The organism is Geofilum sp. OHC36d9, assembly GCF_052400685.1.
Taxonomy (GTDB): Bacteria; Bacteroidota; Bacteroidia; order Bacteroidales; family Marinilabiliaceae; genus CAZHHH01.
In genome coordinates this window covers 31,073-56,109 of sequence record NZ_JBQTGJ010000021.1, presented here as the reverse complement: position 1 = coordinate 56,109, position 25,037 = coordinate 31,073, and the positions used below count along the sequence as shown (strand labels likewise).

Sequence of the window (25,037 nt, the reverse complement as noted above, 5' to 3'; positions counted from 1 at the left end):
TTAAACCCCGTTATCAAACCGTTTAATATTAAACAAATAACCGTTTGCGATGGTTATACTGCAATAATACCAATCCTTGAAAACAAATTTCATACATCTACTTATTCTTTGCCTGTTTCTGTATCTGCCCCATCTGCTTCAGGGACAGACAGACCCCATTGTACGAAAGATAAAAATTCAAGGCAACGAAACCTTTTCTGATAAAAAAATAAAGGACCTGCTCTCAACCAAAGCATCAACATGGATTGGCCGCAAATTTTTAGGTCAAGAAGCATCGTATTACACCCGGGATGTGGATCTGCTCTTCCAAAAAGAGCTAAAACACTATTATTATTCCGAAGGATTTGTGCACCTTCAAATCCTGCCGACGATAACGACCTTAAACAAACGAAACACAAAAATCAGAATCACCTTGCGCCTGCAGGAAGGGGCACCCGTTGTCATCAACAAACTGAGATTTGAAAGTAGTGACACACTTTGGCGTCAACAACTACTTCAGTACAGCCGGCAACCAAAAACAAAAATAACAGCATTGCCCGGCATACGCTTTCGCGATGATCTCATCTGGAACGATCGCAACCTCATCAACCAGCAAATGGTTGACCACGGCTATGCATATGCCATTGTTGAGCCACTAATAAACGCCGATAGCACAAAAAACAGTGCCACAATAATCTGGAAACTGAACCCCGGGCCGCTGAACCATTTTGGTCCAATTTCTATTTCAGGCGCTGAATACACCCCCGAACGTCTCATCTATAAACAGCTCACCATTAAAAAAGGCGACCAATACAGCCGTCAGGCCCTCAACATTTCACAACAACAGGTCTATCAGCTGGGCACCTTCCGTATTGCTTCATTGCAGGCACAACTCAACGACGCGCAAACCGATACCATCCCCATTCACATTGCCATCACTGAGGCGCCACGTCACTCTGTAAAATTTGGATTGGGTTATGGTCGTGAAGACTATGTACGGGCCTTTGTCGACTACCAGATACTGAACTTCACAGGAGGTGCCCGGCGTCTCAATCTGTTTGCCAAACACTCCCGCATAGAGCCCTATCGGTTTGAGGCCACGGTAACACAACCGGCCGCATTTAGCCCCAACTCAACTCTGGCACTGAAAACAGCCATACAAAAAACAGAGGAACCGGGATACAAACTTTTCAGCAGTAGCGCCGACCTCTCCATCTTACAAAAAATAAACAAAAACCTCAGCGCCACCTTCGACCTGTTTTACGAAACCATAAACCTGGATACGACCTCCCTGGCCCTCATTGAAGACCTGGATATTCTCGATAATTATTCGAAAAACGGATTTAGCGCCACCCTTATAGTCAACAATACACTTCCCCGATTCGATCCGTCGTCGGGATGGATGGTGACCGTTCGCCCAAAATTCAACACCACCCTCCTCAACAGCGAATACCCGTTTCTGAAACTACAGACCGAAGTAAAACATTACCAGCGGATTCTCGAACCCATAATTCTCGCCATGCGCTTCAAAGCAGGAACCATCAAGCCCGTTGGCAATAACTCAACCATCCCCGTTGAAGAGCGTTTTTTTGCCGGGGGCAGCCGTTCGGTTCGCGGATGGGCACGTCAGGAGCTGGGACCTGTTGACGAATCAGAAACACCTACCGGTGGTAACAGCACTGTTGAATTCAGCATTGAACCACGTATCAAAATATACGGTCCGCTAAGTATGGTTTTATTTTTGGATGGCGGAAATGTTTGGAGCGAAGCCAATGCCATAAATCTATCGGAATTGCGTTATGCAATGGGCAGCGGCATTCGTTTTTCAACACCCATAGGCCCCGTTGGCATCGACCTGGCGCGTCCTGTGTGGGACGAAACAAAAAAATGGCAGTTACATTTTAACATTGGACACGCATTTTAGTGAAAAAAACAATCAAAATATCGCTTTGGTTTTGTCTTGCCATCCTTCTGTTGATAGCAACTACCCTGGGTATGATGCAATCGCAGTGGTTCAAAACAATTCTTAAAAACAAAACGGTTACCATGGTTAACCAGCAGATAAACGGCACCCTTGAATTGCAAAACATTTCAGGAAATCTGTTTACCAATTTAAGACTCACAGGGGTTGTCCTCCTCTTACCCAAAGGTGACACTTTAATCACAATCAAACAGATAAAACTCAAATACGCACCGCTGGCATTAATCAATGGACAAGTCATTATCAACCAACTGTTAATCGAAGAGCCGCTCATCTACCTTCAACAACGACGCGACTCAAGCTGGAACTTCCAGGAGCTATTGCCGCCGGCGAAACCCGACACCTCCGGGCAACCGTCTTCTTCGCCAACCAAATTATCTTTTTTTCTTAATGAGATGCATCTAACAGGTGGAACTATAAACCTTGATGTGCAGGATACCATTCTACCCAAAAAGATAAAAGCACTTGACCTGCAACTCAACGCGTTCTATTCGGCAAAAAAAATCATGACCCGGCTGGAAAACCTCTCCTTCACAACCTTTAAACCGAACTTTCGGCTTCGGTCGTTTCAGGCAAACCTCGAAAGCGACTTCTCAGAATGGCTGGTGAACAAGGTGCACCTGCAAACAGCGCAAAATGAAATAACCTTTGAAGGGGCCTGGCAAAACACAGAGCAATTTGAAGCCACACTCAACTGGAATCAGATTAACCTGCATGAATTCAGGTTCTTCATTCCGGAAATACCAACACCTGCCACGCCCGACCTACAACTATGGATCAAGACTCAAGACAAACAAACCGATGTAAACCTGACATTGACCGACAGTACTGACCAAATCAGCATTGGTGGTTACATTTATCAATTACCGGCGTTACTGACCGACTCACTTCGGCACAATGCCTTTCTCAACCTCATCGTAAAAATACAAAACCTCACGCCCCACCATTGGGTCAAAACCACTCCCATCCCGTTGATACTAAATGCCCGGTTTGCCATTAAAGGAAATGGTTTGACGGCGTCATCCCCCCCATTATCCATTCATGGAAAACTCAATGAAACGATTTGGGAAGGTCTGAAAATTGACAGCGCCCTGATTGATGCCTCTTATCTTAACGGCCTCACACGTGCCGATATTAACATCGCGGCACCATTTGGGAAGCTGTCTGTTAACAGCGTTCTAGACCTGTTTAACCCACAGGGAAATTTCACAGCCCAATTCAGTACGCAACAGTTGATGGCCTACCGGCTAATGCCCGACATCCTCGACAGTACCATCATCTCAATAAAAGGGAAAGCCGTAGGGAAAGGCCTCGGGACCGACTCTTTGACAGCTGACTTCTCAGCGCAAATGCTCAACTCGGTTGTAGAATATGTTACTGTTGACACCCTGAATCTGCGAGGCTCCTACCAATACGGAAACCTCACTCTCGACACCCTGACATTGCGCAACGAATCGCTTTCGGCAGCACTAAAAATAAGTTACGATGTGCATAAAAATATTTCGACCAAAATAAATGCGGTAGCTTACAACACTACCGCTTTTGAACACTACGTTTCACAGCCAGCGCGATGGGAAAAACTGACCATCAATGGGTCGGCCATGGGCACCATCGACTCTCTTAATGTAAATGCCTCCGGCGGCATTCAAAATCTGGTCATGGACTCCACGTTATCCATCCATCAACTGGCCCTGAATTTAGACGGACAACTGGTACAACAGAAACCACAGGCAACAATCAATCTTCAGAGTCAACAAATAACAGCGGGCAGTATTAATCTCGACTCGATAACGATGAACGCTGCGATTCACGACACCCGGTGGGACGTGGCGCTATCGGCATACCTGGAGCAGAACAGACAGCTGCTGATAGCCGCTCAGGGCTTATGGGATAAAGCCTTAGATGCCAACCTCTACCAGTTGGACTTCAACACCCCTTACAATCAAATAAGACTCCAAAATCAAGCACATATAGCATACAGCGATTCGCTTATCCAACTACAGAATCTATTTCTGACAGATGCGCTCGACTCCTCATTTTCAATGAAAGCAGATGCCTTCTTTAACCAAAAAGATTCAATATCAATTACCACCAGCATCGGTGGTATCAACCTGCAACATCTGTCCAACTATCACCTGACCAAAGACGCCATTACCGGCCGCATGAATTTATTGGTGAATGTATCCGGCAACAACAACCAATTCCGGGTGAATGCCCAAACCGTCATCAACCAATTGGCACTGGAACCTCTCACTATCAAACAAATAAATGCAGGCATTTATTACCCCGGCGATTCGCTCTACTTCAACACGGCCATACACAATGCGGTTAACGACTCCATATATCTGGAAGGCGTCACGCCACTCACAATTACGCTACAAGACAGCCTGGTACTTTCATGGCCCGAGACCATCAAGGCACATCTAAAAGCCGACAAAACACACCTTAGCGGTTTCTTCACCCAGATAAAGGGCTTAGAACAACCCAAAGCACTGCTTTCGCTCGACCTTACGGCCAATGGCAAAGCAACAGACCCGATGCTAAAAGGAACCATCGACGTCAAACAGGGGGTCATGCCGTTACCCAAATACGGCATCGACTACAATAATATCCGACTTAAACTACTCATCGACAGTACCAAAATACAACTTGACAGCCTCTATATTATGAACCAAAAGGGATATCTCATGACGCAAGGTTTTGTTGAAATGGAAAACTCACTCTTCTCCGATCAGATAAAAAACAGCAATTTAAATATCACTGCCCATGAATTTTATCTTGCTCGCCATCGCGATTACGAGATACAAATCAATGCCAACACGTTTTTAAAAGACATTGAAAGCAAACCCCAATTTGGTGGCAACATCAAAGTTTTACGTTCCGGATTTAATGTTAAGGCTCTTGCCGGTTTAAACGGTAATGGCAGCGAGGTTAACGTACCCTTGCTAACGCAGGCTTTAACAAGGCAGGCCGCTGATTCAAACGTTACCATCCAAATAAAGGATACCATTGCTTCTAAAAAAATAAAAAACACCAACCCCCAAAAAATATTAAATAATTTAACTGGCAGCCTGAAAATTGAGATACCACGCAACACCTGGCTTCGTTCGCCCGATATGCAGATGGAAGTTTATGGTAATCTGGACATCATCAAAAACAGTAGTTTCTTTGAATTATTTGGGACACTGGGTATCCAAAGAGGATTTTACACTCTTTATGGTAAAAAACTAAATATTGATGAAGGCGAATTTACCTTTACAGGTGGAGAAAAATTTGACCCTCTGCTAAATCTAAAAGCCAGTTATATATTCCGTACCGCCGAAAAAGAAAAAAAAACACTGTCTATTATTGTCAGTCAAAGACTATCGAACCCCGAAATAAAATTCCAGCTTGACAAACAGGAAATTCCCGAAGCTGACGCCATGGCCTATATGCTTTTCGGGCAGCCTTTTGACCAGTTAAACCATGGCAACCAACAAGGCGTTTCAGATGCCATGTCATCACGACTCTTATCCAATCTGGTCACGACGCAACTGTCAAAAACCATCGGCAAAACGCTAAATCTCGACATGATTGAAATTGATGCCTCAGATAACTGGCAAAATAGTACCTTTATGGTCGGTAAATATATTACCAACGACCTGTTTGTAACCTATCAGCGCAGTTTTGGTCAGTCGGGCGAAAACGACATCACCCCCGAAACCATCACGCTGGAATATGAGATAACCCGCCGCCTCTCGCTTCGTTTGCTGCACGGAAAGGTAAATGATTCGGGCGTTGATATTATTCTCAAGTTCGAAAAATAAACGACATGAAACGAGCCATGGAAATTGCTTTACACACAAGAGTATGGTCAATTTCGGGGAGTTCAATACGGCCTTAAAAAACAAATTATAAACAGATGGATACCAAAGTTATAATTGACAAACAAAAAGAAACCAAGTTTTACCTAAACACAAAGCGTCTGAAAGAGGCGCTTGACTTATTAGGCACAATGGTGAAAGAAACCCATGACAGCACACTTATTGACACACAATACAACATCGAAAACTCCTATAAAAGCCTGTTAAAATATACCGTTGAAGGATTTACTGATCCCGAACGTCTTAAAATATACAATCAATTTGTCAGTGACCTTTTTCTGCTTGCCGACGACACGTTTCTGGCACTCAAGACCAATTTTGCCAGCGACCTTTTTTACACCTTAAGAAAAAAACACCTGTCCACCGATCTGGAAGAGACCATAACAGCCATAGAACAGAAAATCGCGATGTGGCAGCTGATGCATGAAGAAAATGCGCCTTTTGAAGAAGACCTGAACCAACAAATAGAAATCCTTTTTGAGTTGTTGATGACCCAACCACGGGTTTACAATAAAAAAAACGACATCAACAAAATATTCACTGAAGGCTTCATGCCCTGGCCGCAACAAAGCATTATGGTAACGGCTGTGACGCTGCTTTTGCTGCACCACTTCAATACCCACGCATTGCTTTTGCTGTTTAATCTGACCGCCCATCCACAAACCGAAATCCGGCAACGCGCATTAACCGGCTTACTGCTTGTCTTATTTCTATACGATGACCGACTGGTCTATTTTCCGTCCATTTGCCAGCGGCTGGAGGCGTTGCACGAAACCACATCATCAACAATTTTACAGGGCGTCATCATTCAGCTGATGCGTACCCACGAAACAGAAAAACTGGCCCAAAAACTCACCGATGAAATATTACCCGAGGTGGCCCGCATACATCCTAATCTGCGAAACAGACTTGACCTTGATAACATTATCGGCGAAAATTTTATGGAAGGAAAAAATCCCGATTGGGAAGACATCTTTTCTGATTCCCCGGAATTATTAAGTAAGCTTGAAGAGTTTTCGAAACTTCAAATGGAGGGCTCCGACCTGTTTGTCTCAACATTCCGGATGTTAAAACACTTCTCATTTTTTCACCAAACCAGCAATTGGTTTTTACCATTCTCATACCCCAATCCAACCGTTAGCCAAATACTAAAAGATGAAACCGGCCCTTTCCAGAATCGCGACATCATGGAGAGTTTGGCTTCAACCGGCATCCTGTGTAACTCCGATAAATTTTCGCTGATACTTAGTATTCCGGCCATGCCACAAGCCCAAAAAGATATGATGGGTCAAATGTTTATGGCAGAGATAAGCGCGGCCAGCGAAGTTGAAAAGAGTGATGAACTCATTGACCCGGAAAAACAATTACTGTCGACCTCAAACCAATATATTCAGGACTTATATCGTTTTTTCAGAGTTCATCCTCAAAAAGCGGACTTTGACGACCCCTTTAACTGGAAACTCGATTTTCACAACAAAAAATTTATCAATTATATTTTCCCCAACCAGGAATTGCTTCCTGCTTTAGGTGATTATCTGTTTAAAAAAGACCGGTATGCCGAGTCGCTGGAAGTATTTAACCTTCTGGGGCAACACCAGCAGCCCAACATCCAGATTATACAAAAACAAGCCTTCTGCTATCAGCAGGAAAACAATTACAAACAGGCACTGAAGTATTATCTGGAGGCCGACTTATTTGACCACCAGCAAGTATGGAATCTCAAAAAAATAGCCCTGTGCTACCGTCATCTCAACAATCCGGAAAAAGCATTGGATTTTTATAAAAAGGCCGAAAAAATTAACCCCGACAACTTACACACACAAGTAAGTATCGGGCATTGCCTGTTTGAGTTAAAACAATTTGAAGAAGCTTTGAAATACTATTTCAAAGTGGAATATCTCGACCCCAAAAACAGTAAGGTGTGGCGCCCGATTGTTTGGTGTGCCCTGGCACTGGGTAAATTTGAACAAGCTGAAAAATACTGCCAGAAGCTATTGAACGACCAACCATCGCAACACGACTATCTGAATATGGGACACTTAAAATGGTGTAACGGTCACCGTCAGGAAGCCATTGAATGGTATCAAAAATGCGTGACCTTCCCCGGCTATTCGCTGGACGAATTTCTCGAAACTTTTGAAAACGACCGCCAGCTGCTCATCAGTCATCATGTGGATGAAAATGACATTCCCATCATGCTGGATCAACTACGATACTATCTTCAAAACCAATAATTTGATTTTAAAGATGCCGAAACGCAAAATTGAAACTGAATTATACAGTTATGGCATATATGAATCGTGGGATAAAGGCTCAAAGGAGCTACCCAAACTAAAGGCCATAACAACAGAAATCCCGGTTATTCCGGGAATCGAATTTGGCTACGTCATAAAAATAAAACGAGCCAAAGGCAAAAAAATAAAATTTATCATTGACCATCCGCCGTTTAAAGATAAAAACGGAAATATTATGCCGCCATTTGAAGGCGAAGAATATATTGCGGGTAATGAATGGTCCTTCTTTTTAGGAGATACAGTTTGGGAACCTTATGAAGACAAAGAGGGGTTGTGGAAACTAACAATAATCCTTGAAAACCAAACAATAGCAGTCAAAGATTTTAGATTGTATCTGGAAAACAAAGAAAAATTTAAACAGGGGTAAATCTTATTTCACTACGAAAGCGTGATACTAAACAGGAAAGTACCAAAAGCAATCAAAACCAACACAATAACGACTTCGACGACGGAATAAATAAATATTTTCCTTTTCAGTCGGGCTATAGTCTCTGTTTCATTCTCTTCAGCCCTAAGCATACTTATCTTCACTTTGTTTTTCTTTTTAAACGACAACTCAATATGATTTTAATGTTATCTCACCATGCAAATAAAACCATAAAATAGCTCACATCCAACCTGAAAGCTGCCGCTTTAGCATTATTTAACTGTTTTTACGAGAAACATATAAATGAGAAAAATCATAATATTGGCAACCATAATCGCCGGAGAAGCATCGGACCACTAATCTGAAACAGACGGACTGCCGCCTGCTAGTCAAAAAAAAAATTAACAACTGAAATTACGCTACACATTAAAACGGAAATGCATAATATCGCCATCACAAACAACGTATTCCTTTCCCTCCACATTCATTTTTCCGGCCTCTTTGCACGCCAGCTCCGAACCATACTTAACGTAATCGTCGTACTTAATCACTTCAGCACGAATAAACCCCTTTTCAAAATCGGTATGGATAACACCTGCTGCCTGAGGCGCCAGAGCTCCTTTGGGGAAAGTCCAGGCTCTCACTTCTTTTTCGCCTGCCGTAAAATAAGTTTGCAAATCCAATAGATGGTATGCCGAACGAATCAGCTTGGCAACACCCGATTCTTTCAAGCCCAGATCTTCCAAAAACATCTGACGTTCTTCAAAAGTCTCCAACTCTGCAATCTCCGACTCGGTCTGGGCCGCAATCACCAAAACATCAGCCGCTTCATCTTTAACCGCTTCTGTCACTGCAGCTACATGTTTATTGCCGGTAACCACCGAAGCTTCATCAACGTTACAAACATACATAACCGGTTTGTTGGTCAGCAAAAAAAGCGATTGAGCCACCTTTTGTTCCTGGTCGGATAATTCAACCGTCCGCGCCGAACGTCCTTCATTCAGAGCGTCACGATATTTCACCAATACCTCGTAAAGCTTCTTGCTTTCGTTGTCTTTGGCTGTTTTCGCCATTTTCTCCACCTTCGGCAAACGGGTCTCAATGGTTTCCAGATCCTTCAGCTGAAGCTCTATATCAATCACTTCCTTATCGCGTACCGGATCAACTGAACCATCAACATGGGTCACATTTTCGTCCTCGAAACAACGCAACACATGTATAATAGCATCGGTTTCACGGATATTGGCCAAAAACTTATTGCCCAATCCTTCGCCTTTACTAGCCCCTTTAACCAACCCTGCAATATCTACAATTTCGACAGTGGTTGGCTGTACGCGCTGCGGTTTTACCAATTTTTCCAACACCACCAGGCGGTCATCAGGAACAGTAATAACGCCTACATTGGGCTCTATGGTGCAGAACGGAAAATTAGCCGACTGCGCTTTCGCGTTGGACAAACAGTTAAACAAGGTAGACTTACCCACATTTGGTAATCCGACAATACCACACTTCAAGGCCATTATATCAATTATTTAATCCGTAAATAGTTCTTGCAAAAAAAAATCCAACTTCTGCATTACGCTCGTCCTCAAAATGGTCATTTACAAAAGTAAACTCACATTTTTCAGACCTCGCAAGCACTGAATTTAAACATTTCTTATCAAGCAGTTGAGTTTTCCTGCTAACATGAAATAACTTATTTCTTAAAGTCGAATGAAATGTTGCTGCACGTAACCTCAACCCGATTTTCCCGTTCTCTGACAGATATCATTCAGAGTTTACCTGTAAAGTTCAACTTCCGACTTTATGAACAGACACTTATTAATGTCAGCCAAAAAATGACATCATTCGACTCTTTCATTTTTCAGGGTGCAAAAGTACATCATTTTCTGTTGCATTTAATAAAATTTTCCAACTAAAACAGATTAACATTTTTTATCAGAAAAAAGGCATCATCGTCAATTAAACTGCCTAGATTTGCATACCGAACGTTTAGTATGAAAAAAAATGGCAACAAAAAACACAAAAGAGCTGATTATTGAAAAAGCGTCAGAGCTTTTTTTAACAAAAAACTATGAAGCCGTATCCATCAATGAAATCAGTAAGGTATGCGGTCTGACCAAAGGGGCATTATATCATCATTTTGTCAACAAAGAAGATTTATTTAACGATGTTATTAACAAATTTATATCGGATGCTAAAATAGAGATAGGTGCAAACAGCCAAAACGTCAAACAATTTATTAAGACCTCACTAAAATCAACCAATGACCTCTTAACAAAACTAATGGGAGCCGGCCATGAATCAATCCCGGTCAATATAGCATCACTGGCGGTTGAAGCAAAACGCCACAGTCCACATTTCACCAATCAAATGTTAGATTACTTAAACCAATCAGTAAACCAATGGAAGCAAGCACTTACAAAATCCATCGAAGAAAAAAACATCAGGGCTGACATTGATGTGGACACTTTTGCAACCTTATTTTTTCAAATAGAACTTTCGATCTTTAGTAATATAATACTCTTTGATAACTTCAAAAAAGCCGTGAAGCAGATGCAAGTTCAGTATCAGGAATTATACAAAGTGATCAGCATATAACTTACCAAAATTGTCAGAGCTCGTTTTCTGACAATTTTTTTAATCAAAAACATACCGAACGTTCAATCAATTCTCAAATACACTACAACGATGAAAAATATCAAAACACTAATTATTCCGGCTCTGTTATTGAGCGCCTGCGGAAGCCACACGTCAAGCGAGCACAAAGAATTGCCATCCAATCCACAGGTGAAAATCACGCAAGTAATGCAAACCTCATCGGTTAAACCACTAAATTACAGTGGAATTGTAGAAGCTTCTCAAACCACACCCGTATCATTTCAAACCATTGGTACGGTTCAATCGGTATATGTGGATGAAGGCATGGAGGTAAAAAAAGGAGACGTATTAGCCACCCTTAACGATGAAGACCAAAATAATCTGTATGCCATATCTGAAGCACAATACCAACAAGCATTAGATGCACACAAACGACTTAGCGAAGTGTATAAAAAGGGGAGCCTTCCAGAAATCAAATGGGTAGAAATAGAGTCACAATTAAAACAAGCCGAAGCCAATCGATTGCTGGCAAAAAGCAATCTGAAGAAGACAATCCTCAGGGCACCATTATCGGGATTTATAGGGCGCCGAAATATTGAACCTGGAATGTCACTACCAACGATGCAAGCCCCATTTGAAATTGCAAGTATTGACCAGGTGCAGGTCAAAATATCAGTTCCTGAGACAGAAATACCACAATTCACCAAAAATTTAACAGCCAGTATCAGCATAGGCGCCCTCAGTAACCAAAAATACATTGGGACAGTTGACCGCATAGGGGTTGTTGCAGACAAGCTTTCGCGCACTTACAGTGTCAGTATTCTGCTGGCCAACAAAACGCACCAAATAAAACCCGGCATGGTGTGCGATGTTAACATAAACGTGCCGGCTATCAAGCACCGCACCGTTGATTACCGTTCTGTTTCACGGGATCACAAAGGCGCCTTCGTCTTTAAAGTTGACACCATCAGCGCCATAGCCAGTAAAACCTATATCAAAACCGGGCAAGTCATGGCGTCAGGAATAGAAATCATTTCAGGGTTAAAGACCGGCGACATGGTTGTAAGCGAAGGGTTAGAAAAATTGTCGGACAACACTAAAATTGTATGGTAAAATGAGCACACAAAAAAGAAGCTTCATAGAATCCGCAATGCGGAACCGTAATATTGTTATGATTTTTACGGCCTTACTGATGGTTATAGGTGTTGTAGCCCTGTTGAAGATGCCACGCAACGAATTTCCCCAGTTTACAATCCGGCAAGGAGTGGTCGTTGGCATTTATCCGGGAGCAACATCGGCCGAGGTGGAGTCGCAGTTAACCAGAGTGGTCGAGAATTATATTTTTGAATTTAAAGAAGTTAAAAAATCAAAGACCTACTCTTATTCACGCGAAGGCATCATGTATGTTTTTGTGGAATTAAATGACGATGTTAACAATGCGGACAAATTCTGGTCAAAGCTAAAACACGGTCTCAATGAACTAAAAATGACGTTGCCTCCGGGCGTGTTGGCATTGGTTGCCAACTCCGATTTTGGCGACACCTCGGCGTTGCTAATCACGTTGTCGTCCAACAAAAGTTCCTATCGGGAGCTTGAGGAACAACTCAAGCTGCTGGAAGCAGAATGTCGCAAAATACCGGCAACTTCAAAAATGAAGCATTTCGGATTACAAAACGAAGAAATAGAAATAAAAGTCAGTGCCGAAAAACTCAACGAATATAATATTAAATCGCTGTCACTATTAGGGAACTATCAGCTCAACGGCATAGTCAGTCCGGCCGGGGAACTAAACGATGAACAATACAACCGTGCGGTTCATTTTCCGCCCAACTTCCAATCTGAAGTTGATCTATCCAACCAAATCGTTTACTCCGATCCCAATGGAAACATAGTCCGGCTAAAAGATATTGCCAGCATTCAACGAAAAGGAGAAAAACCCCAAAGCTATATCCGTCAAAATGGGAAAAAAACCATTCTTCTTTCATTAGAAATGCAAGCCGGAAACAACATCGTTGAATATGGCCAAGAAATAGACCGTGTGCTCAATGAATTTAAGACGCATTGTCCGGATGATATAGAAGTCGCCAAAATTTCTGAACTACCCAAATATGTAGACGAATCAGTCAGCAATTTCATGAAAGAGTTTCTCGGAGCCATTGTCGCGGTCGTATTGGTGACCATGCTATTGCTTCCATTCAGAGTCGCTTCGGTAGCCGGCATAACAGTGCCGATATCAGTCCTGATAACGCTCAGCATCATTTATTTTGCCGGAATTGAGTTACATACAGTGTCATTGGCAGTCCTTATTTTGGTATTGGGAATGATTGTAGACAATTCAATTGTCATTATTGACAACCATGTCGATAAAATTGACAAAGGGATGAGTCCATGGCACGCAGCCATTGTCAGCGCAAAAGAACTTGTCATTCCAATTATTACAGCAACGTTGGCAATCATTGCAGCCTATCTGCCGTTGCCATTGTTTGTTCCGGGCTTCGCCGGCGAATTTATGCAGACCATCCCAATCGTTGTATCCATTGCGCTAACAGTATCCGTTCTGGTAGCAACGCTGCTGGTTCCATTCCTCAATTTTGTATTTATAAAAAAAGGGCTGAAAGCAGCCAAAAGTAAAAACAAAAAAAAGACATTACTCGATTGGCTCCAGGGCTGGTTCGACAAATGGCTTGAGAAAGCGTTCAGACACCCCAAAATGATCGTCGCTGGTGGCCTCTTGTCTATATTACTGGCGTTGGGCTTGTTTAAAACCCTCGATCAAAAGCTATTTCCTGAAATGGACCGCAATCAGTTTGCCGTCGAGATTTATCTTCCTACAGGCGCAGCACTTGAAAATACAGCCCAGGTCATTGATAGTCTTGAATTCATACTTATGCAGGATTACCGGGTTACTAATGTCACCAGTTTCATAGGCAGTAGCTCGCCCCGCTTCCATACGGCCTACGCGCCCAATATGCCATCGCCCAACATGGGTCAGATTTTAGTCAACACCATCTCAAACGAGGCCACAAAAGAGATAGCCCATGAATACAGTGATAAATATTCCGATAAATTCGTAAACGCTCACGTCCGGTTTAAAATTTTAGCCATGCAGCTGTCCACGGCGCCCATCGAAGTAAGAATATCATCCAATACGTTAGAAGATATCAAAACAACCCAAAATAAAGTCAACGCCATTCTAAACAAAACCGATGGGATTGGCTGGGTTCGCACCGACTGGGACCAAATGCAGCAGAGCATTAAAATTAACCTCAATAAAGACAAAGCCGGGCAATTGGGGTATACCAAGGCGTACGTAGCAACAGCTATAATGGCCGGCCTCGATGGCCTGCCTTTAACCACAATATGGGAAGGCGAAAATCCTGTTGCCGTAAAACTCACTCAACCATCAAACAATGAAGGCAACATCCGTCAGCTGGAAGATCAAATCATTACTTCTCCTGTTTCGTTTACCGGCCACCCGTTACGATCATTTGCCACCCTTGAACCTGAATGGAATGAAGGAACCATTGTAAGACGCAATGGCGTCAGAACGATGACAATACTGGTCGATAACCATTACAGTGCAACAGCGTCAAATATCTTCGATGAAATTAAACCCCAAATCGACAATTTGCAACTGCCGGAAGGTACCAGCATTAGTTACGGAGGCGATTACGAAGGACAAATTGAGGTGTTTAACCCAATGGCAATAGCTCTTATTTTAAGCATTTTACTCATCTTCTTAATACTCCTGTTGCAATTCAAGAAAATTAAACTATCGTTACTCATTATGTCAACTATGCTATTATCACTTCCCGGCGCTGCGTTAGGGCTGGTACTAATGCGCTATCCATTCAGCATCACGGCATTTATAGGCATAACCAGCCTCATAGGCATGGTCGTTCGCAATGGCATTATCCTGCTGGACTATGCGCGCGACCTAAAAGAGAATCACAAAATGGATGTAAAACAAGCCGCTCTTTTGGCGGGCAAGCGACGAATGCGACCCATTTTTCTTACAGCTGCAGCCGCATCAATGGGCGTCATACCAATGATTTTAAGCCGATCGCCACTTTGGGGACCACTGGGTACTGTTATTTGCTTCGGACTCATTATTTCCATGGTGCTCACATTATTTATTCTACCCGTCCTTTTTGCCCTTATCTACCCAAATAAAACCAGAAAACAAGGTTTTAGATCGGTTCCCATAAAGTCAATTATCATGGTTCTGGCCTTTCTATCACCAATGATTGTAACGCAATCGGCTGCACAAAACATTAGTCTGGATTCATGCAGGCAGATGGCCGTGAAAAACAACCGTAAAATTAAGGCAGCCAATTATGAGCTACAGGCTACTGCTGAACAAAAAAAAGCCGCTTTCACCAATTACTTTCCAAAAGTAACAGCCAACGCCACCGTGTTAAGATCAAATGACTATTTACTGCAAGGAAAAACACCTGAAATGAATCTCCCGGTTTACGATGGCGACCCTGTTTCGCTCGAAACGGCGTCGCAATTTGCTTATATACCGTCCTTATCCATCGGACTGGTGGATTATCTCAATACCGTTAGCGTAATGGCCATGCAGCCTGTTTTTGCCGGACACCAAATTAGTAATGGTAACAAAATGGCCCAAATGGCTGTCATGCTCAAACAGGAGCAATTATCCATGACATTAACAGAAGTACTTTTGAGAACAGAAGAACTTTATTGGAATACAGTTGCCCTTGAGGAGAAACTAAAAACGATCATCAGTTATCAGCAAATGGTTGATTCGTTGGTAAGCGACGTCAGGGTGTCGTACAAGGCCGGCCTCATCCAAAAAAGCGACCTGCTTAAAGTACAGATTAAACAAACCGAACTCAAAAACAAACGCATGCAACTTGAAAACGGCATTCGACTATCAAAAGTAGCTTTAGGTCAGCAAATAGGGCTAGATCCCACAATCAGCAAAGAAATACAATTGGAACCAATCAATCCAAATGAGAACTTTCCACCTTTCATCTCTGGTTCGGAAAATGTAAAGACACGTCACGAATACCAGCTATTGGAAAAAATGGTAGACATCAGCCTGTTGGATAAGAAGCTGGCCATAGGTGCCAACCTGCCAACACTGGCCCTTGGCATAGCCGGGTACTATCTTGACGTCATGGATAATTCGGCGACTAACGGACTGGCATTTGCAACACTCTCCATTCCCATTACCGACTGGTGGGGCGGCTCTCATAAAATAAAAGAAAAACAAATACGGGTTGACATCGCCCGTAATAAAATGAATGAAACGGCAGAATTACTGACGATACAGATACAACAAACCAAGCAGCAATGTCAGGAAGCTTATCTGTCTATTGATCTGGCCAGGGAGACACAGGCGCAGTCGGCTGAACATTTAAATATCATAACCAACAACCATACAGCAGGACTCTCAACAGTGTCAGATCTCCTAAACGCTAAAGCCATGTATCAGCAGTCTCTCGATCAGCTGACGGATGCCATCTGCCAATATAAAATTGCAGAAACCAGGTATAAACAAGCCATCGGTGCTTACATGCCCTGATACATCGCAACAGTAATAAAACGCTACGCTCGCTTAAAAATGGTCATGAACAAAATTAAACTCACATTTTTCAAGCTTCGTAAGCCCCCAAAATGAAGAATTCTTATCTGTTTCGGGAGTTCCCGGGCAAGTACGACATAAATGTATCCGTCAACTAACATCACGGCAAAGCAGGTATCAAAACATCGTTATCTGCTTTGTCGTTACATCCCGACCTTAACTGATCCAACTTAATAATTTAGCTTCTTTTTAGTACCTTCACCGACAGAAAACGAATCAACATGCACCCAACTGACCAGGAAATACTTGCTTTGTTAGAGATACCGGCCGAACGCGAAGCCGGTTTTTCCTTGTTAGTACAAAAATATCAGCAACGTTTGTACTGGTTAATTCGAAAAATGGTGTTTGCGCATGAAGATACCGACGATTTACTTCAAAACACCTTCATTAAAGTTTGGAACAATATTGAAAAATTCAGAGGAGACGCGTCGCTTTTCACCTGGCTTTATCGCATTGCCACCAACGAAGCCTTAAATCATCTGAACAAAAAGCGAAACGAGCTACTTAATTCGTTTGAAGATCTGGAAACACTTTTGGCTTCGCAAATAGAAAACGACCCGCTGTTTTCGGGCGATGAGATTCAGGCGAGGCTACAAAAATGCATTCTCACCCTACCCGATAAACAGCGCCTGGTTTTCAACATGAAATATTTCGACAATATGAAGTATGACGAAATGTCTGAAATACTGGGCACATCAACCGGAGCCCTCAAAGCTTCATATTTTCATGCGGTAAAGAAGATTGAGGCAATGATTAAAAATGAAACCTTCTGATTTTTGCTAAAAGAAAATTAAACTTTTTGATTTTCAACGCATCTAATGTTTACAACGATTATCAAGATACTGATACAATAAAAATGACCAAGGACAATAATATATGGAAACAGGAACAACTTTTTAAAGTACCTGAAGGTTACTTTGAAAAATTCGAACTGCAACTAAAAAATAGAATAGCACCCCCAAAAACAACCGCTCCATTCAGCTTTGCTATTGTGAAGCCATGGTTGGGTCTGGCGGCGGCCTTTCTGGTGATTACGTTAATTTACAACGTCGTCACAAAAGATATCATTCCCACAAAAGATGTCATAAATTTTGAATCGGCAATTTTTGAAGATATATCACCTGCCGACCTTTTCAGCGAGCAGGAAATGGTTGAATACCTGCTGTCAAAAGAACAAGAGACAACTGACATAGAACTTTACCCTGACAGTCTGTTTTTTGGCGATATTACTGACGACGACTACGATTTATTAAGCTTAATTGAAAACTAACAAAACAGGACATTTATGAAAAGATGTTTATTTATACTTCCAATATTACTGTTTACAGCCACACTAATCAATGCGCAGGAAAAATGTTCAAAAGAGGAACAACTGGAGCGCATAAATGCTCAGAAGGTGGCTTTTTTTACAAAAAAAACGGGAATGACCAGCGGCACAGCACAAAAATTCTGGCCGGTTTACAACGAATATTCATCTAAAAAAGACAGTCTGTACCAACTCAAAAAAACGATTCAACATCGGCTATATGAAAAAAAAGCAACTCTAACCAACCAGCAAAAAGATGAATCGTTGAATATGATTATTCGTCTAAAAATTGAGAGTGCTGAAACAGAGCAACAATACCATCAAAAATTTAAGAAAATTCTATCCATCGATCAAATCATCCTTTTATACGAAGCAGAACACGAATTCAAAATGCGTCTTTTTAAACAAATGAAAGAAGCTAAAAAACAGTATAAAAAAAAGGATAACGACTCGTCTCAAAGCTAACAACTAATTCTTATACCGAATAAAAAAGGCCAAACACGAACCCGTGTTTGGCTATAAAATCCTGACTTTATGAGGCACTAACTAGTGTTTGTCTATAAAGTCAACTTCTGCGTTACGCTTGTCATAAAAACAGTCATTTACGAAAAGTAAACTCCTTGATTTTTATGACTTCGCAAGCCTTGAATTTGAACTTTATATTTCAAACACTTAGTTTATGGACAGGCACTAACTAGTTTTGCCCATTTGTTGTTTCTCCAAATTCCTTCAAACAGATGTGCGAATCAGATTAATCACCTCATCCATCGACAATGTTTTCTGGTCGCCCTGAAGCATATTTTTTAAAGTAATGCTATTATCTTTTATCTCATCTTCGCCAACAATGGCAACAAAACGAATGCCTTTTTTATCGGCGTAAGCCATCTGCTTTTTCATTTTTACCGCATCGGGGTACAATTCGGTACGTATACCGGCTTCACGAAGCGTAGCTGCCAAACGCAGACAATAAGCTGCTTCCCTGGTACCAAAATTTACGAACAAAACCTGAGTGGCAGCCGTCACGTTTTCGGGATACAACTCCAACTGATTCATCACATCAAAAATACGATCGGCGCCGAATGATATACCGACCCCTGACACACCGTTGAGACCAAAAATACCGGTCAAATCGTCATAACGCCCCCCGCCTGTAATGCTTCCTATTTCCACATCCAAAGCCTTCACCTCAAATATGGCGCCCGTATAATAATTAAGTCCACGTGCCAATGTCAGATCCAGCTCAATATTAGTATTCAAATCAACACTTTCTGATAAATCAAGAACAGTGGTTAATTCTTCTATTCCTTTGAGTCCAATTTCTGAATCTTTCAAAATATCAGACAACATTGCCAATTTTTCACGATTGGAGCCTGCCAATGCCAAAATTGGCTGAAGTTTATCAATAGCCGACTGGCTTAACCCACGTTCCGCCAATTCCAGATTGACTTTCTCCAGGCCAATCTTATCCAGCTTATCAATAGCAACAGTAATATCGACCATCCGTTCGGCCTCACCAATAATTTCAGCAATTCCGGCAAGCACCTTGCGGTTGTTTAACTTCACCACCACATTAATATTCAGCTTACGGTAAACAGCATCCACAATCTGAATTAGTTCCACTTCATTATACAAACCGTTGCTTCCAACCACATCCACATCGCACTGATAAAATTCACGATAACGTCCTCTTTGAGGTCGGTCGGCCCGCCAAACAGGTTGTATCTGATAGCGCTTAAAAGGAAACGTAATTTCATTTTGGTGCTGAACCACAAAACGGGCGAACGGAACGGTAAGATCGTAACGCAGTCCTTTTTCGCTAATCTGCCCCGTTACACGGATTGAGTTCCGGGCAGACAGATCATCGCCAGTTACTTTTGACAAATAATCGCCTGAGTTAAGAATCTTAAAGAGCAACTTATCGCCTTCTTCACCATATTTCCCCAGCAAGGTATCCAGATTCTCCATAGCCGGTGTTTCAACAGGCATATAGCCATACATCTGAAAAACGCCTTTAATGGTATCGAAAATATAGTTACGACGCACCATTTCGGTGGGCGTAAAGTCACGAGTCCCTTTAGGAATTGAGGGTTTTTGAGCCATATTTTATAGTTTATTGATGGTTGCCGGCAAAAGCGGCATTTTGAATACTTTATAAGCCTGCAAAGTTAATTATTTTACAAGAAAGTGTCGGCATCCATCCAATATCTATCCATCGATTTAAATAATTTGACCAATCATAAAACCACAAAACGCTTACTGCATCAACCGCAAATTAAAGGGATAACGATAATACCCCACTCTGCTTGTCTCTAAAGCCGCCATTACAACAAATAACACATCGGCCACCACCAGTAAACCCAGCAGCAGATAACCCACCCAAAGCAACGTTAAAAGCCAGGCGATAACAACCCCAATAGAAACTGTGATCTGAAAATTCAATGCTTCACCGGCCTCTCGCCCAACCGCAGGCATCTCATCCTTCTTCCACAGATAGATGACCAGGGGACCAATAACATTACCAAGCGGAATTATAAACATCGCTAATGCTGACAAATGCGACAATACAACCCAATTTTTTTCACTCATAACAGTTATTTATTATTAAAACAAAAATAATAACGAAAAACAGAAAAAGGAGAAATTTCAATCAAGAAACAAACACAAAATATTACGGTCAAATAACCGTTAAAACCTTGTTTAACAAAAAAAAACGCACCCAATGTGTCATATTAACATTTTTTTGTAATTTTACAACTAAACATTAAAAATTAATCTCAGACGCCAGAGATTCATAAAATAAAAAAGTATGCAGGGACCAAAGATACTGATTGCTGACGACATGGATTATCTGGTGGACTATATCATTACTCACCTCAACACCATGTGGCAAGGGGCAAATTATTTAAGAGCCCGCAATGGTTATGAAGTTTTCACTGTTTCGGTGAAAGAAAAACCTGATTTAATTCTTCTGGATTGGGAAATGCCCGAGTTTTCGGGAATGGATGCCCTGGTTTCACTAAAGTCAAATGAAGTCACCAAAGATATTCCGGTCATTATGATATCCGGGTTCACAAAATCGGGGCACGTAAAAAAAGCCCTTGAAGCCGGGGCCATTGACTATGTGCGCAAACCCATCGAACCCGAAGAATTATTGGCCCGGGTAAAAACAGCATTAACACTTGCCCATACGTTACGTGAGCTAAAATTTCAAACCGCCCGCCTGGAAGAAGAAAAATTTAAACTCGACAGGCTTCTGAAAGGACTATTGCCTGAAGAGATACTAACAACCATGAAAAACTCGGGTGATATAGCCCCCAAAAGATTTCGTAACGTCACAGTCATTATGGCCGATTTGGTTGATTTTACCGTCAAATCGCAAAAAATGTCGCCCAAAAGATTACTTGACGAATTACAAACCATCTTCACCGCCTTCGACCAAATATCTGAGAAACACAAATGCACCCGTATTAAGACAATTGGAGATGCTTACATGGCTGTTACGGGCATGTGGAACGAAACAAGCAACCATGCACTCACCGCGGCTAAAATGGCCGAAAGGATGCGCCAATACATTATTGAACACAACAAGACACATAATATAGACTGGGAAATACGTATCGGGCTGAACTCAGGTGATATAATAGCAGGTATCATCAGCGAAAATAATCTGTCATTTGATATTTTTGGAGATACGGTAAATACTGCTTCCCGCATGCAATCGTACTCCAACCCCATGCAGATTAACATCTCTCAATCCACTTATGACCTGATTAAAGGCTATTATCATGTCATTCGCCGCGTGTCGCGAAAAGTAAAAGGGAAAGGGGCGCTTAATATGTATTATCTGCACCGACCAATACATGTAAGAACCGACAAAGCAAGATCGAACATCGAATCCCGGATAAAAAAATAAGCAAAAAAAACGACTCACAAAAATTATTTCGTGAGCCATTTTTTCCTAAACATCGGAAATAGAACAAATTACACTCCCCTGGTCAGCTTACGATATTTAATACGTTGCGGACCAATATTTCCGACTCTTTTTTTCCTGTTTTCTTCGTAATCGGAATAACTGCCCTCAAAAAACACCACGGTAGAGTTCCCTTCAAAAGCAAGAATATGAGTTGCAATACGATCAAGAAACCACCTGTCGTGCGAAACAACTACGGCACAACCGGCAAAATCGTCCAGCCCCTCTTCCAATGCCCGTAAAGTATTTACATCAATATCGTTGGTTGGTTCGTCGAGCAGTAAAACGTTGGCCTCCTCTTTCAATGTCATAGCCAGATGCAGCCGATTCCGTTCGCCACCCGATAGCATCCCGCACTTTTTTTCCTGATCGGCCCCGGAGAAATTAAATCGTGACAAAAACGCCCGACTGTTAATCTCACGGCCTCCTAAACGCATTGTCTCCTGTCCGCCCGATAAAACTTCATAGACACTTTTTAGTGGGTCAATGGCAGCGTGCGACTGATCGACATACCCGACTTTCACCGTTGAGCCAACTTCAAAAGACCCAGTGTCAATAGCCTCCTGTCCCATAATCATCCTGAACAAAGTGGTTTTACCGGCACCGTTCGGTCCAATAACCCCTACAATACCGTTGGGCGGCAACGAAAAATCAAGATTATCGAATAGCAACCTATCGCCAAAAGATTTTGAGACATCGTGCGCCTCAATCACCTTTTCTCCCAAACGCGGACCATTGGGTATAAAAATCTCTAACTTTTCTTCTTTCTGCTTAACATCTTCCTTCAACAATTTTTCGTAGGCTGCCAAACGTGCTTTCGATTTTGCCTGACGGGCCTTAGGCGCCATCCGCACCCACTCCAGCTCACGCTCAAGTGTCAAACGGCGTTTGGATGCTTGTTTCTCTTCCTGCTTCAGACGATTTGATTTTTGCTCAAGCCACGATGAATAATTTCCTTTCCATGGAATACCCTCACCCCGGTCAAGTTCAAGAATCCAGCCAGCCACATTATCCAGGAAGTAACGGTCGTGCGTAATTGCAATCACCGTTCCCTTATACTGCTGCAGGTGCATTTCGAGCCACTGAACCGACTCTGCGTCAAGATGGTTGGTAGGCTCATCCAGCAATAAAACATCAGGTTCCTGAAGCAATAAGCGACACAATGCAACCCGGCGACGCTCACCTCCCGACAACTCTGACACTTTCTGACTCTCGTCAGGACAACGCAAGGCATCCATCGCACGATCCAATCGGCTATCAAGATTCCACGCATCGTATTGGTCAATTTTTTCCTGAAGTTTAGCCTGTTCATCCATCAACGCTTCCATCTTATCGGGATTCTCCAGTATTTCAGCATCGCCAAAACGTTCATTTACGGCCTCATAAGCTTTTAAAACATCGACAACATCCTGAACGCCTTCCTCAACAGTTTCACGTACTGTTTTATTGTCATCCAGCTTTGGTTCCTGCTCCAGGTAACCAACCGAATAGCCAGGCGAAAAGACCACCTGTCCCTGATAATTTTTCTCAAGACCGGCAATAATCTTCATCAAAGTTGACTTTCCCGATCCGTTCAATCCTATGATACCAATTTTAGCGCCATAGAAAAACGAGAGATAAATATTATTCAACACTTTCTTCTGAGGTGGATACACTTTGCTCACCCCTACCATACTAAAAATAATTTTCTTATCGTCGGCCATATAATTATCAGTTAAAAATATGATGGAAAATAACCTTCTCAACACACATTTCAGTTGGCTAATTTATGAAAAAGGCGCATAAACAAAAAGATACGGACCAATAATAACCGGATCCGTATCTTTTCAACACCTACAAATAATAGTGATAATTTTATTTCAACTTCTTAAAATCTTTCAGCTGAAAAGCGTCGTCTTTAGCATTATCCATCATTAGATAATTAAAATAATAAAGCTGAGAGTCGGCAGCCCCAACCAAAAGTTTATAAACACGGGCTCTAATGCGTGTCCCTTCGGGGCCTACTTTATGCAAAAAAACGACTTTGGGATCGCGTGATGCAATGGCCTCGGCAATCTCCTCACGCGTTACAATCTTAAATTCATACGGATATACTGCAGCAATGGCTTTTTCCGTGCTTACATCCTTAGCCAAATCTTCTTTTGTAAGATATAATACTTTATTGGCTAAAGCCCCTTTTTCCTTGTTATTATAATGTTTTAAGGCATTTTCACCAATTAACTTTTCATTTTCAATAACGTTTTTAACATGGTTCTGAATGAAAAGAAGGAACGCTTCAAGCTTATAGTTATAACTATCACTTTCAACCTGTAAATAGGATAGCGGCAAGGAACACAAGTCAGGCATAGTACGTACCGTGGCTTTCTGTTCACCCATTAAAAGGCTCAAAAACTTATACCGAGCCTTTGTTTTATCCTTATGAAAAGTGACCGTTGATGTAAGCAAAAATGATAAACTGGGATCATTCTTTAATTTTTCAAACTCTTTGGATGTAATAATTTCAAACGGTGTGATGGTCCAGGCTCTATTAACCACATCTTCAATTACACCATTAAATTCACTTAAAGCAACGCCATCCAGGACAACCATTGTTTTAGATTTCAAAAAATTCTGGTAATCTTCAATAACCGGAATATGCTCTTGCGCAAAAGCCATAAAAGGTGCAATTAGCAACCATGCTGCAATAAAAAAAGATCTCATTGTATTATTAATTAAAATTAAATCGACTCCTAAAAATTATTAAACTTAATCAAGCAACCTTTTTAACGTCGTAGGGTATAAAAAATCAGATTGCTTTTAATACTCCTTAAAGACAGATGAGGTTACATGAACATGGCAAGATTTACAAAAAAACAACTCATAAATGGACTTTCGATATATCTACCGAACTATCATTTTCAACGGTCCTATTACTCAAAACAAAGTCTGTCGATAAAAAACACCTTCAGCGTCAAGATGACGCTGAAAATAGTTAAAGACTATAAGTCGCCTCAAAACTTTTATACATAGCAAACCTTGATGAAACATCTGTCATGACATATCAGACTCCTGAAATACCGCCC

At 41.8% G+C, this 25,037-nt stretch carries 17 protein-coding genes; 11 read left to right on the top strand and 6 right to left on the bottom strand.

Annotated features, from left to right (window positions below; all coding sequences use genetic code 11):
* Positions 1-76 precede the first annotated feature (76 nt).
* The 4 genes from ACT3CD_RS15250 to ACT3CD_RS15235 all read left to right on the top strand — a co-directional run bounded on the left by ACT3CD_RS15250 (position 77) and on the right by ACT3CD_RS15235 (position 8,484).
* Positions 77-1,903: a BamA/OMP85 family outer membrane protein gene (locus ACT3CD_RS15250; protein WP_444646518.1), complete on the top strand. Its 1,827-nt coding sequence runs from the start codon at positions 77-79 to the stop codon at positions 1,901-1,903.
* Positions 1,903-5,766, top strand: coding sequence for a translocation/assembly module TamB domain-containing protein (locus ACT3CD_RS15245; protein ID WP_444646517.1), 3,864 nt, complete (start codon positions 1,903-1,905; stop codon positions 5,764-5,766). Before ACT3CD_RS15250 ends, ACT3CD_RS15245 begins: the two co-directional genes overlap by 1 nt.
* A 95-nt stretch (positions 5,767-5,861) precedes the next feature.
* Entirely contained in the window at positions 5,862-8,057 is a 2,196-nt protein-coding gene (locus ACT3CD_RS15240) for a tetratricopeptide repeat protein (protein WP_444646516.1), read from the top strand.
* 13 nt (positions 8,058-8,070) lie between these two features.
* Positions 8,071-8,484 carry a DUF3859 domain-containing protein gene (locus ACT3CD_RS15235; RefSeq protein WP_444646515.1) on the top strand — a complete coding sequence of 138 codons (414 nt, stop codon included), beginning with the start codon at positions 8,071-8,073 and terminating at the stop codon, positions 8,482-8,484.
* Between the two features lie 11 nt (positions 8,485-8,495).
* Here the strand turns inward: ACT3CD_RS15235 and ACT3CD_RS15230 are convergent, their stop codons facing one another.
* Positions 8,496-8,648 (bottom strand): hypothetical protein, encoded by a 153-nt coding sequence (locus ACT3CD_RS15230; RefSeq protein ID WP_444646514.1) that lies wholly within the window; start codon positions 8,646-8,648, stop codon positions 8,496-8,498.
* Positions 8,649-8,903: 255 nt separating this feature from the next.
* Positions 8,904-10,004: a redox-regulated ATPase YchF gene (gene ychF / locus ACT3CD_RS15225; protein ID WP_444646513.1), complete on the bottom strand. Its 1,101-nt coding sequence runs from the start codon at positions 10,002-10,004 to the stop codon at positions 8,904-8,906.
* A gap of 487 nt (positions 10,005-10,491) precedes the next feature.
* On the opposite strand from ychF, the gene ACT3CD_RS15220 reads away from it, so the two are divergent.
* The 6 genes from ACT3CD_RS15220 (at position 10,492) to ACT3CD_RS15195 (ending at position 18,470) form a co-directional block, all read left to right on the top strand.
* Positions 10,492-11,085, top strand: a complete 594-nt coding sequence (locus ACT3CD_RS15220) for a TetR/AcrR family transcriptional regulator (RefSeq protein ID WP_444646512.1) — start codon at positions 10,492-10,494, stop codon at positions 11,083-11,085.
* A gap of 90 nt (positions 11,086-11,175) precedes the next feature.
* Positions 11,176-12,198, top strand: a complete 1,023-nt coding sequence (locus tag ACT3CD_RS15215; RefSeq protein ID WP_444646511.1) for an efflux RND transporter periplasmic adaptor subunit — start codon at positions 11,176-11,178, stop codon at positions 12,196-12,198.
* Between the two features lies 1 nt (position 12,199).
* Positions 12,200-16,639, top strand: coding sequence for an efflux RND transporter permease subunit (locus ACT3CD_RS15210; RefSeq protein ID WP_444646510.1), 4,440 nt, complete (start codon positions 12,200-12,202; stop codon positions 16,637-16,639).
* A gap of 281 nt (positions 16,640-16,920) precedes the next feature.
* On the top strand, positions 16,921-17,472 hold the full coding sequence (locus tag ACT3CD_RS15205) for an RNA polymerase sigma factor (RefSeq protein WP_444646509.1): 552 nt from the start codon (positions 16,921-16,923) through the stop codon (positions 17,470-17,472).
* Between the two features lie 26 nt (positions 17,473-17,498).
* Positions 17,499-17,969, top strand: a complete 471-nt coding sequence (locus ACT3CD_RS15200; RefSeq protein ID WP_444646508.1) for a hypothetical protein — start codon at positions 17,499-17,501, stop codon at positions 17,967-17,969.
* A 15-nt stretch (positions 17,970-17,984) separates the two neighbouring features.
* On the top strand, positions 17,985-18,470 hold the full coding sequence (locus ACT3CD_RS15195; protein ID WP_444646507.1) for a hypothetical protein: 486 nt from the start codon (positions 17,985-17,987) through the stop codon (positions 18,468-18,470).
* A gap of 264 nt (positions 18,471-18,734) precedes the next feature.
* Here ACT3CD_RS15195 and hisS read toward each other — a convergent pair whose 3' ends face one another.
* Together hisS and ACT3CD_RS15185 are read right to left on the bottom strand one after the other, a co-directional pair.
* Positions 18,735-20,105 carry a histidine--tRNA ligase gene (hisS, locus tag ACT3CD_RS15190; protein ID WP_444646506.1) on the bottom strand — a complete coding sequence of 457 codons (1,371 nt, stop codon included), beginning with the start codon at positions 20,103-20,105 and terminating at the stop codon, positions 18,735-18,737.
* A gap of 153 nt (positions 20,106-20,258) precedes the next feature.
* Complete coding sequence (locus ACT3CD_RS15185; protein ID WP_444646505.1) at positions 20,259-20,591, bottom strand: DUF4870 domain-containing protein; 333 nt, start codon at positions 20,589-20,591, stop codon at positions 20,259-20,261.
* A 220-nt stretch (positions 20,592-20,811) separates the two neighbouring features.
* Here ACT3CD_RS15185 and ACT3CD_RS15180 point away from each other — a divergent pair, with 220 nt between their 5' ends.
* The gene (locus ACT3CD_RS15180; protein ID WP_444646504.1) at positions 20,812-21,918 is read left to right on the top strand and encodes an adenylate/guanylate cyclase domain-containing protein; all 1,107 of its coding nucleotides are present in this window, start codon (positions 20,812-20,814) and stop codon (positions 21,916-21,918) included.
* Between the two features lie 68 nt (positions 21,919-21,986).
* Here ACT3CD_RS15180 and ettA read toward each other — a convergent pair whose 3' ends face one another.
* Both ettA and ACT3CD_RS15170 read right to left on the bottom strand, forming a co-directional pair.
* Complete coding sequence (ettA, locus tag ACT3CD_RS15175) at positions 21,987-23,678, bottom strand: energy-dependent translational throttle protein EttA (RefSeq protein ID WP_444646503.1); 1,692 nt, start codon at positions 23,676-23,678, stop codon at positions 21,987-21,989.
* Positions 23,679-23,829: 151 nt separating this feature from the next.
* Positions 23,830-24,675 (bottom strand): hypothetical protein, encoded by an 846-nt coding sequence (locus ACT3CD_RS15170; protein ID WP_444646502.1) that lies wholly within the window; start codon positions 24,673-24,675, stop codon positions 23,830-23,832.
* Positions 24,676-25,037: the final 362 nt, after the last annotated feature.

Coding starts and splice junctions, on each gene's coding strand:
- ACT3CD_RS15215 (WP_444646511.1), top strand. CDS start 11,176: ATGAAAAATATCAAAACACTAATTATTCCGGCTCTGTTATTGAGCGCC.
- ACT3CD_RS15240 (WP_444646516.1), top strand. CDS start 5,862: ATGGATACCAAAGTTATAATTGACAAACAAAAAGAAACCAAGTTTTAC.
- hisS (WP_444646506.1), bottom strand. CDS start 20,105: ATGGCTCAAAAACCCTCAATTCCTAAAGGGACTCGTGACTTTACGCCC.
- ettA (WP_444646503.1), bottom strand. CDS start 23,678: ATGGCCGACGATAAGAAAATTATTTTTAGTATGGTAGGGGTGAGCAAA.
- ACT3CD_RS15205 (WP_444646509.1), top strand. CDS start 16,921: ATGCACCCAACTGACCAGGAAATACTTGCTTTGTTAGAGATACCGGCC.
- ACT3CD_RS15185 (WP_444646505.1), bottom strand. CDS start 20,591: ATGAGTGAAAAAAATTGGGTTGTATTGTCGCATTTGTCAGCATTAGCG.
- ACT3CD_RS15195 (WP_444646507.1), top strand. CDS start 17,985: ATGAAAAGATGTTTATTTATACTTCCAATATTACTGTTTACAGCCACA.
- ACT3CD_RS15235 (WP_444646515.1), top strand. CDS start 8,071: ATGCCGAAACGCAAAATTGAAACTGAATTATACAGTTATGGCATATAT.
- ACT3CD_RS15170 (WP_444646502.1), bottom strand. CDS start 24,675: ATGAGATCTTTTTTTATTGCAGCATGGTTGCTAATTGCACCTTTTATG.
- ACT3CD_RS15210 (WP_444646510.1), top strand. CDS start 12,200: ATGAGCACACAAAAAAGAAGCTTCATAGAATCCGCAATGCGGAACCGT.
- ACT3CD_RS15220 (WP_444646512.1), top strand. CDS start 10,492: ATGGCAACAAAAAACACAAAAGAGCTGATTATTGAAAAAGCGTCAGAG.
- ychF (WP_444646513.1), bottom strand. CDS start 10,004: ATGGCCTTGAAGTGTGGTATTGTCGGATTACCAAATGTGGGTAAGTCT.
- ACT3CD_RS15180 (WP_444646504.1), top strand. CDS start 20,812: ATGCAGGGACCAAAGATACTGATTGCTGACGACATGGATTATCTGGTG.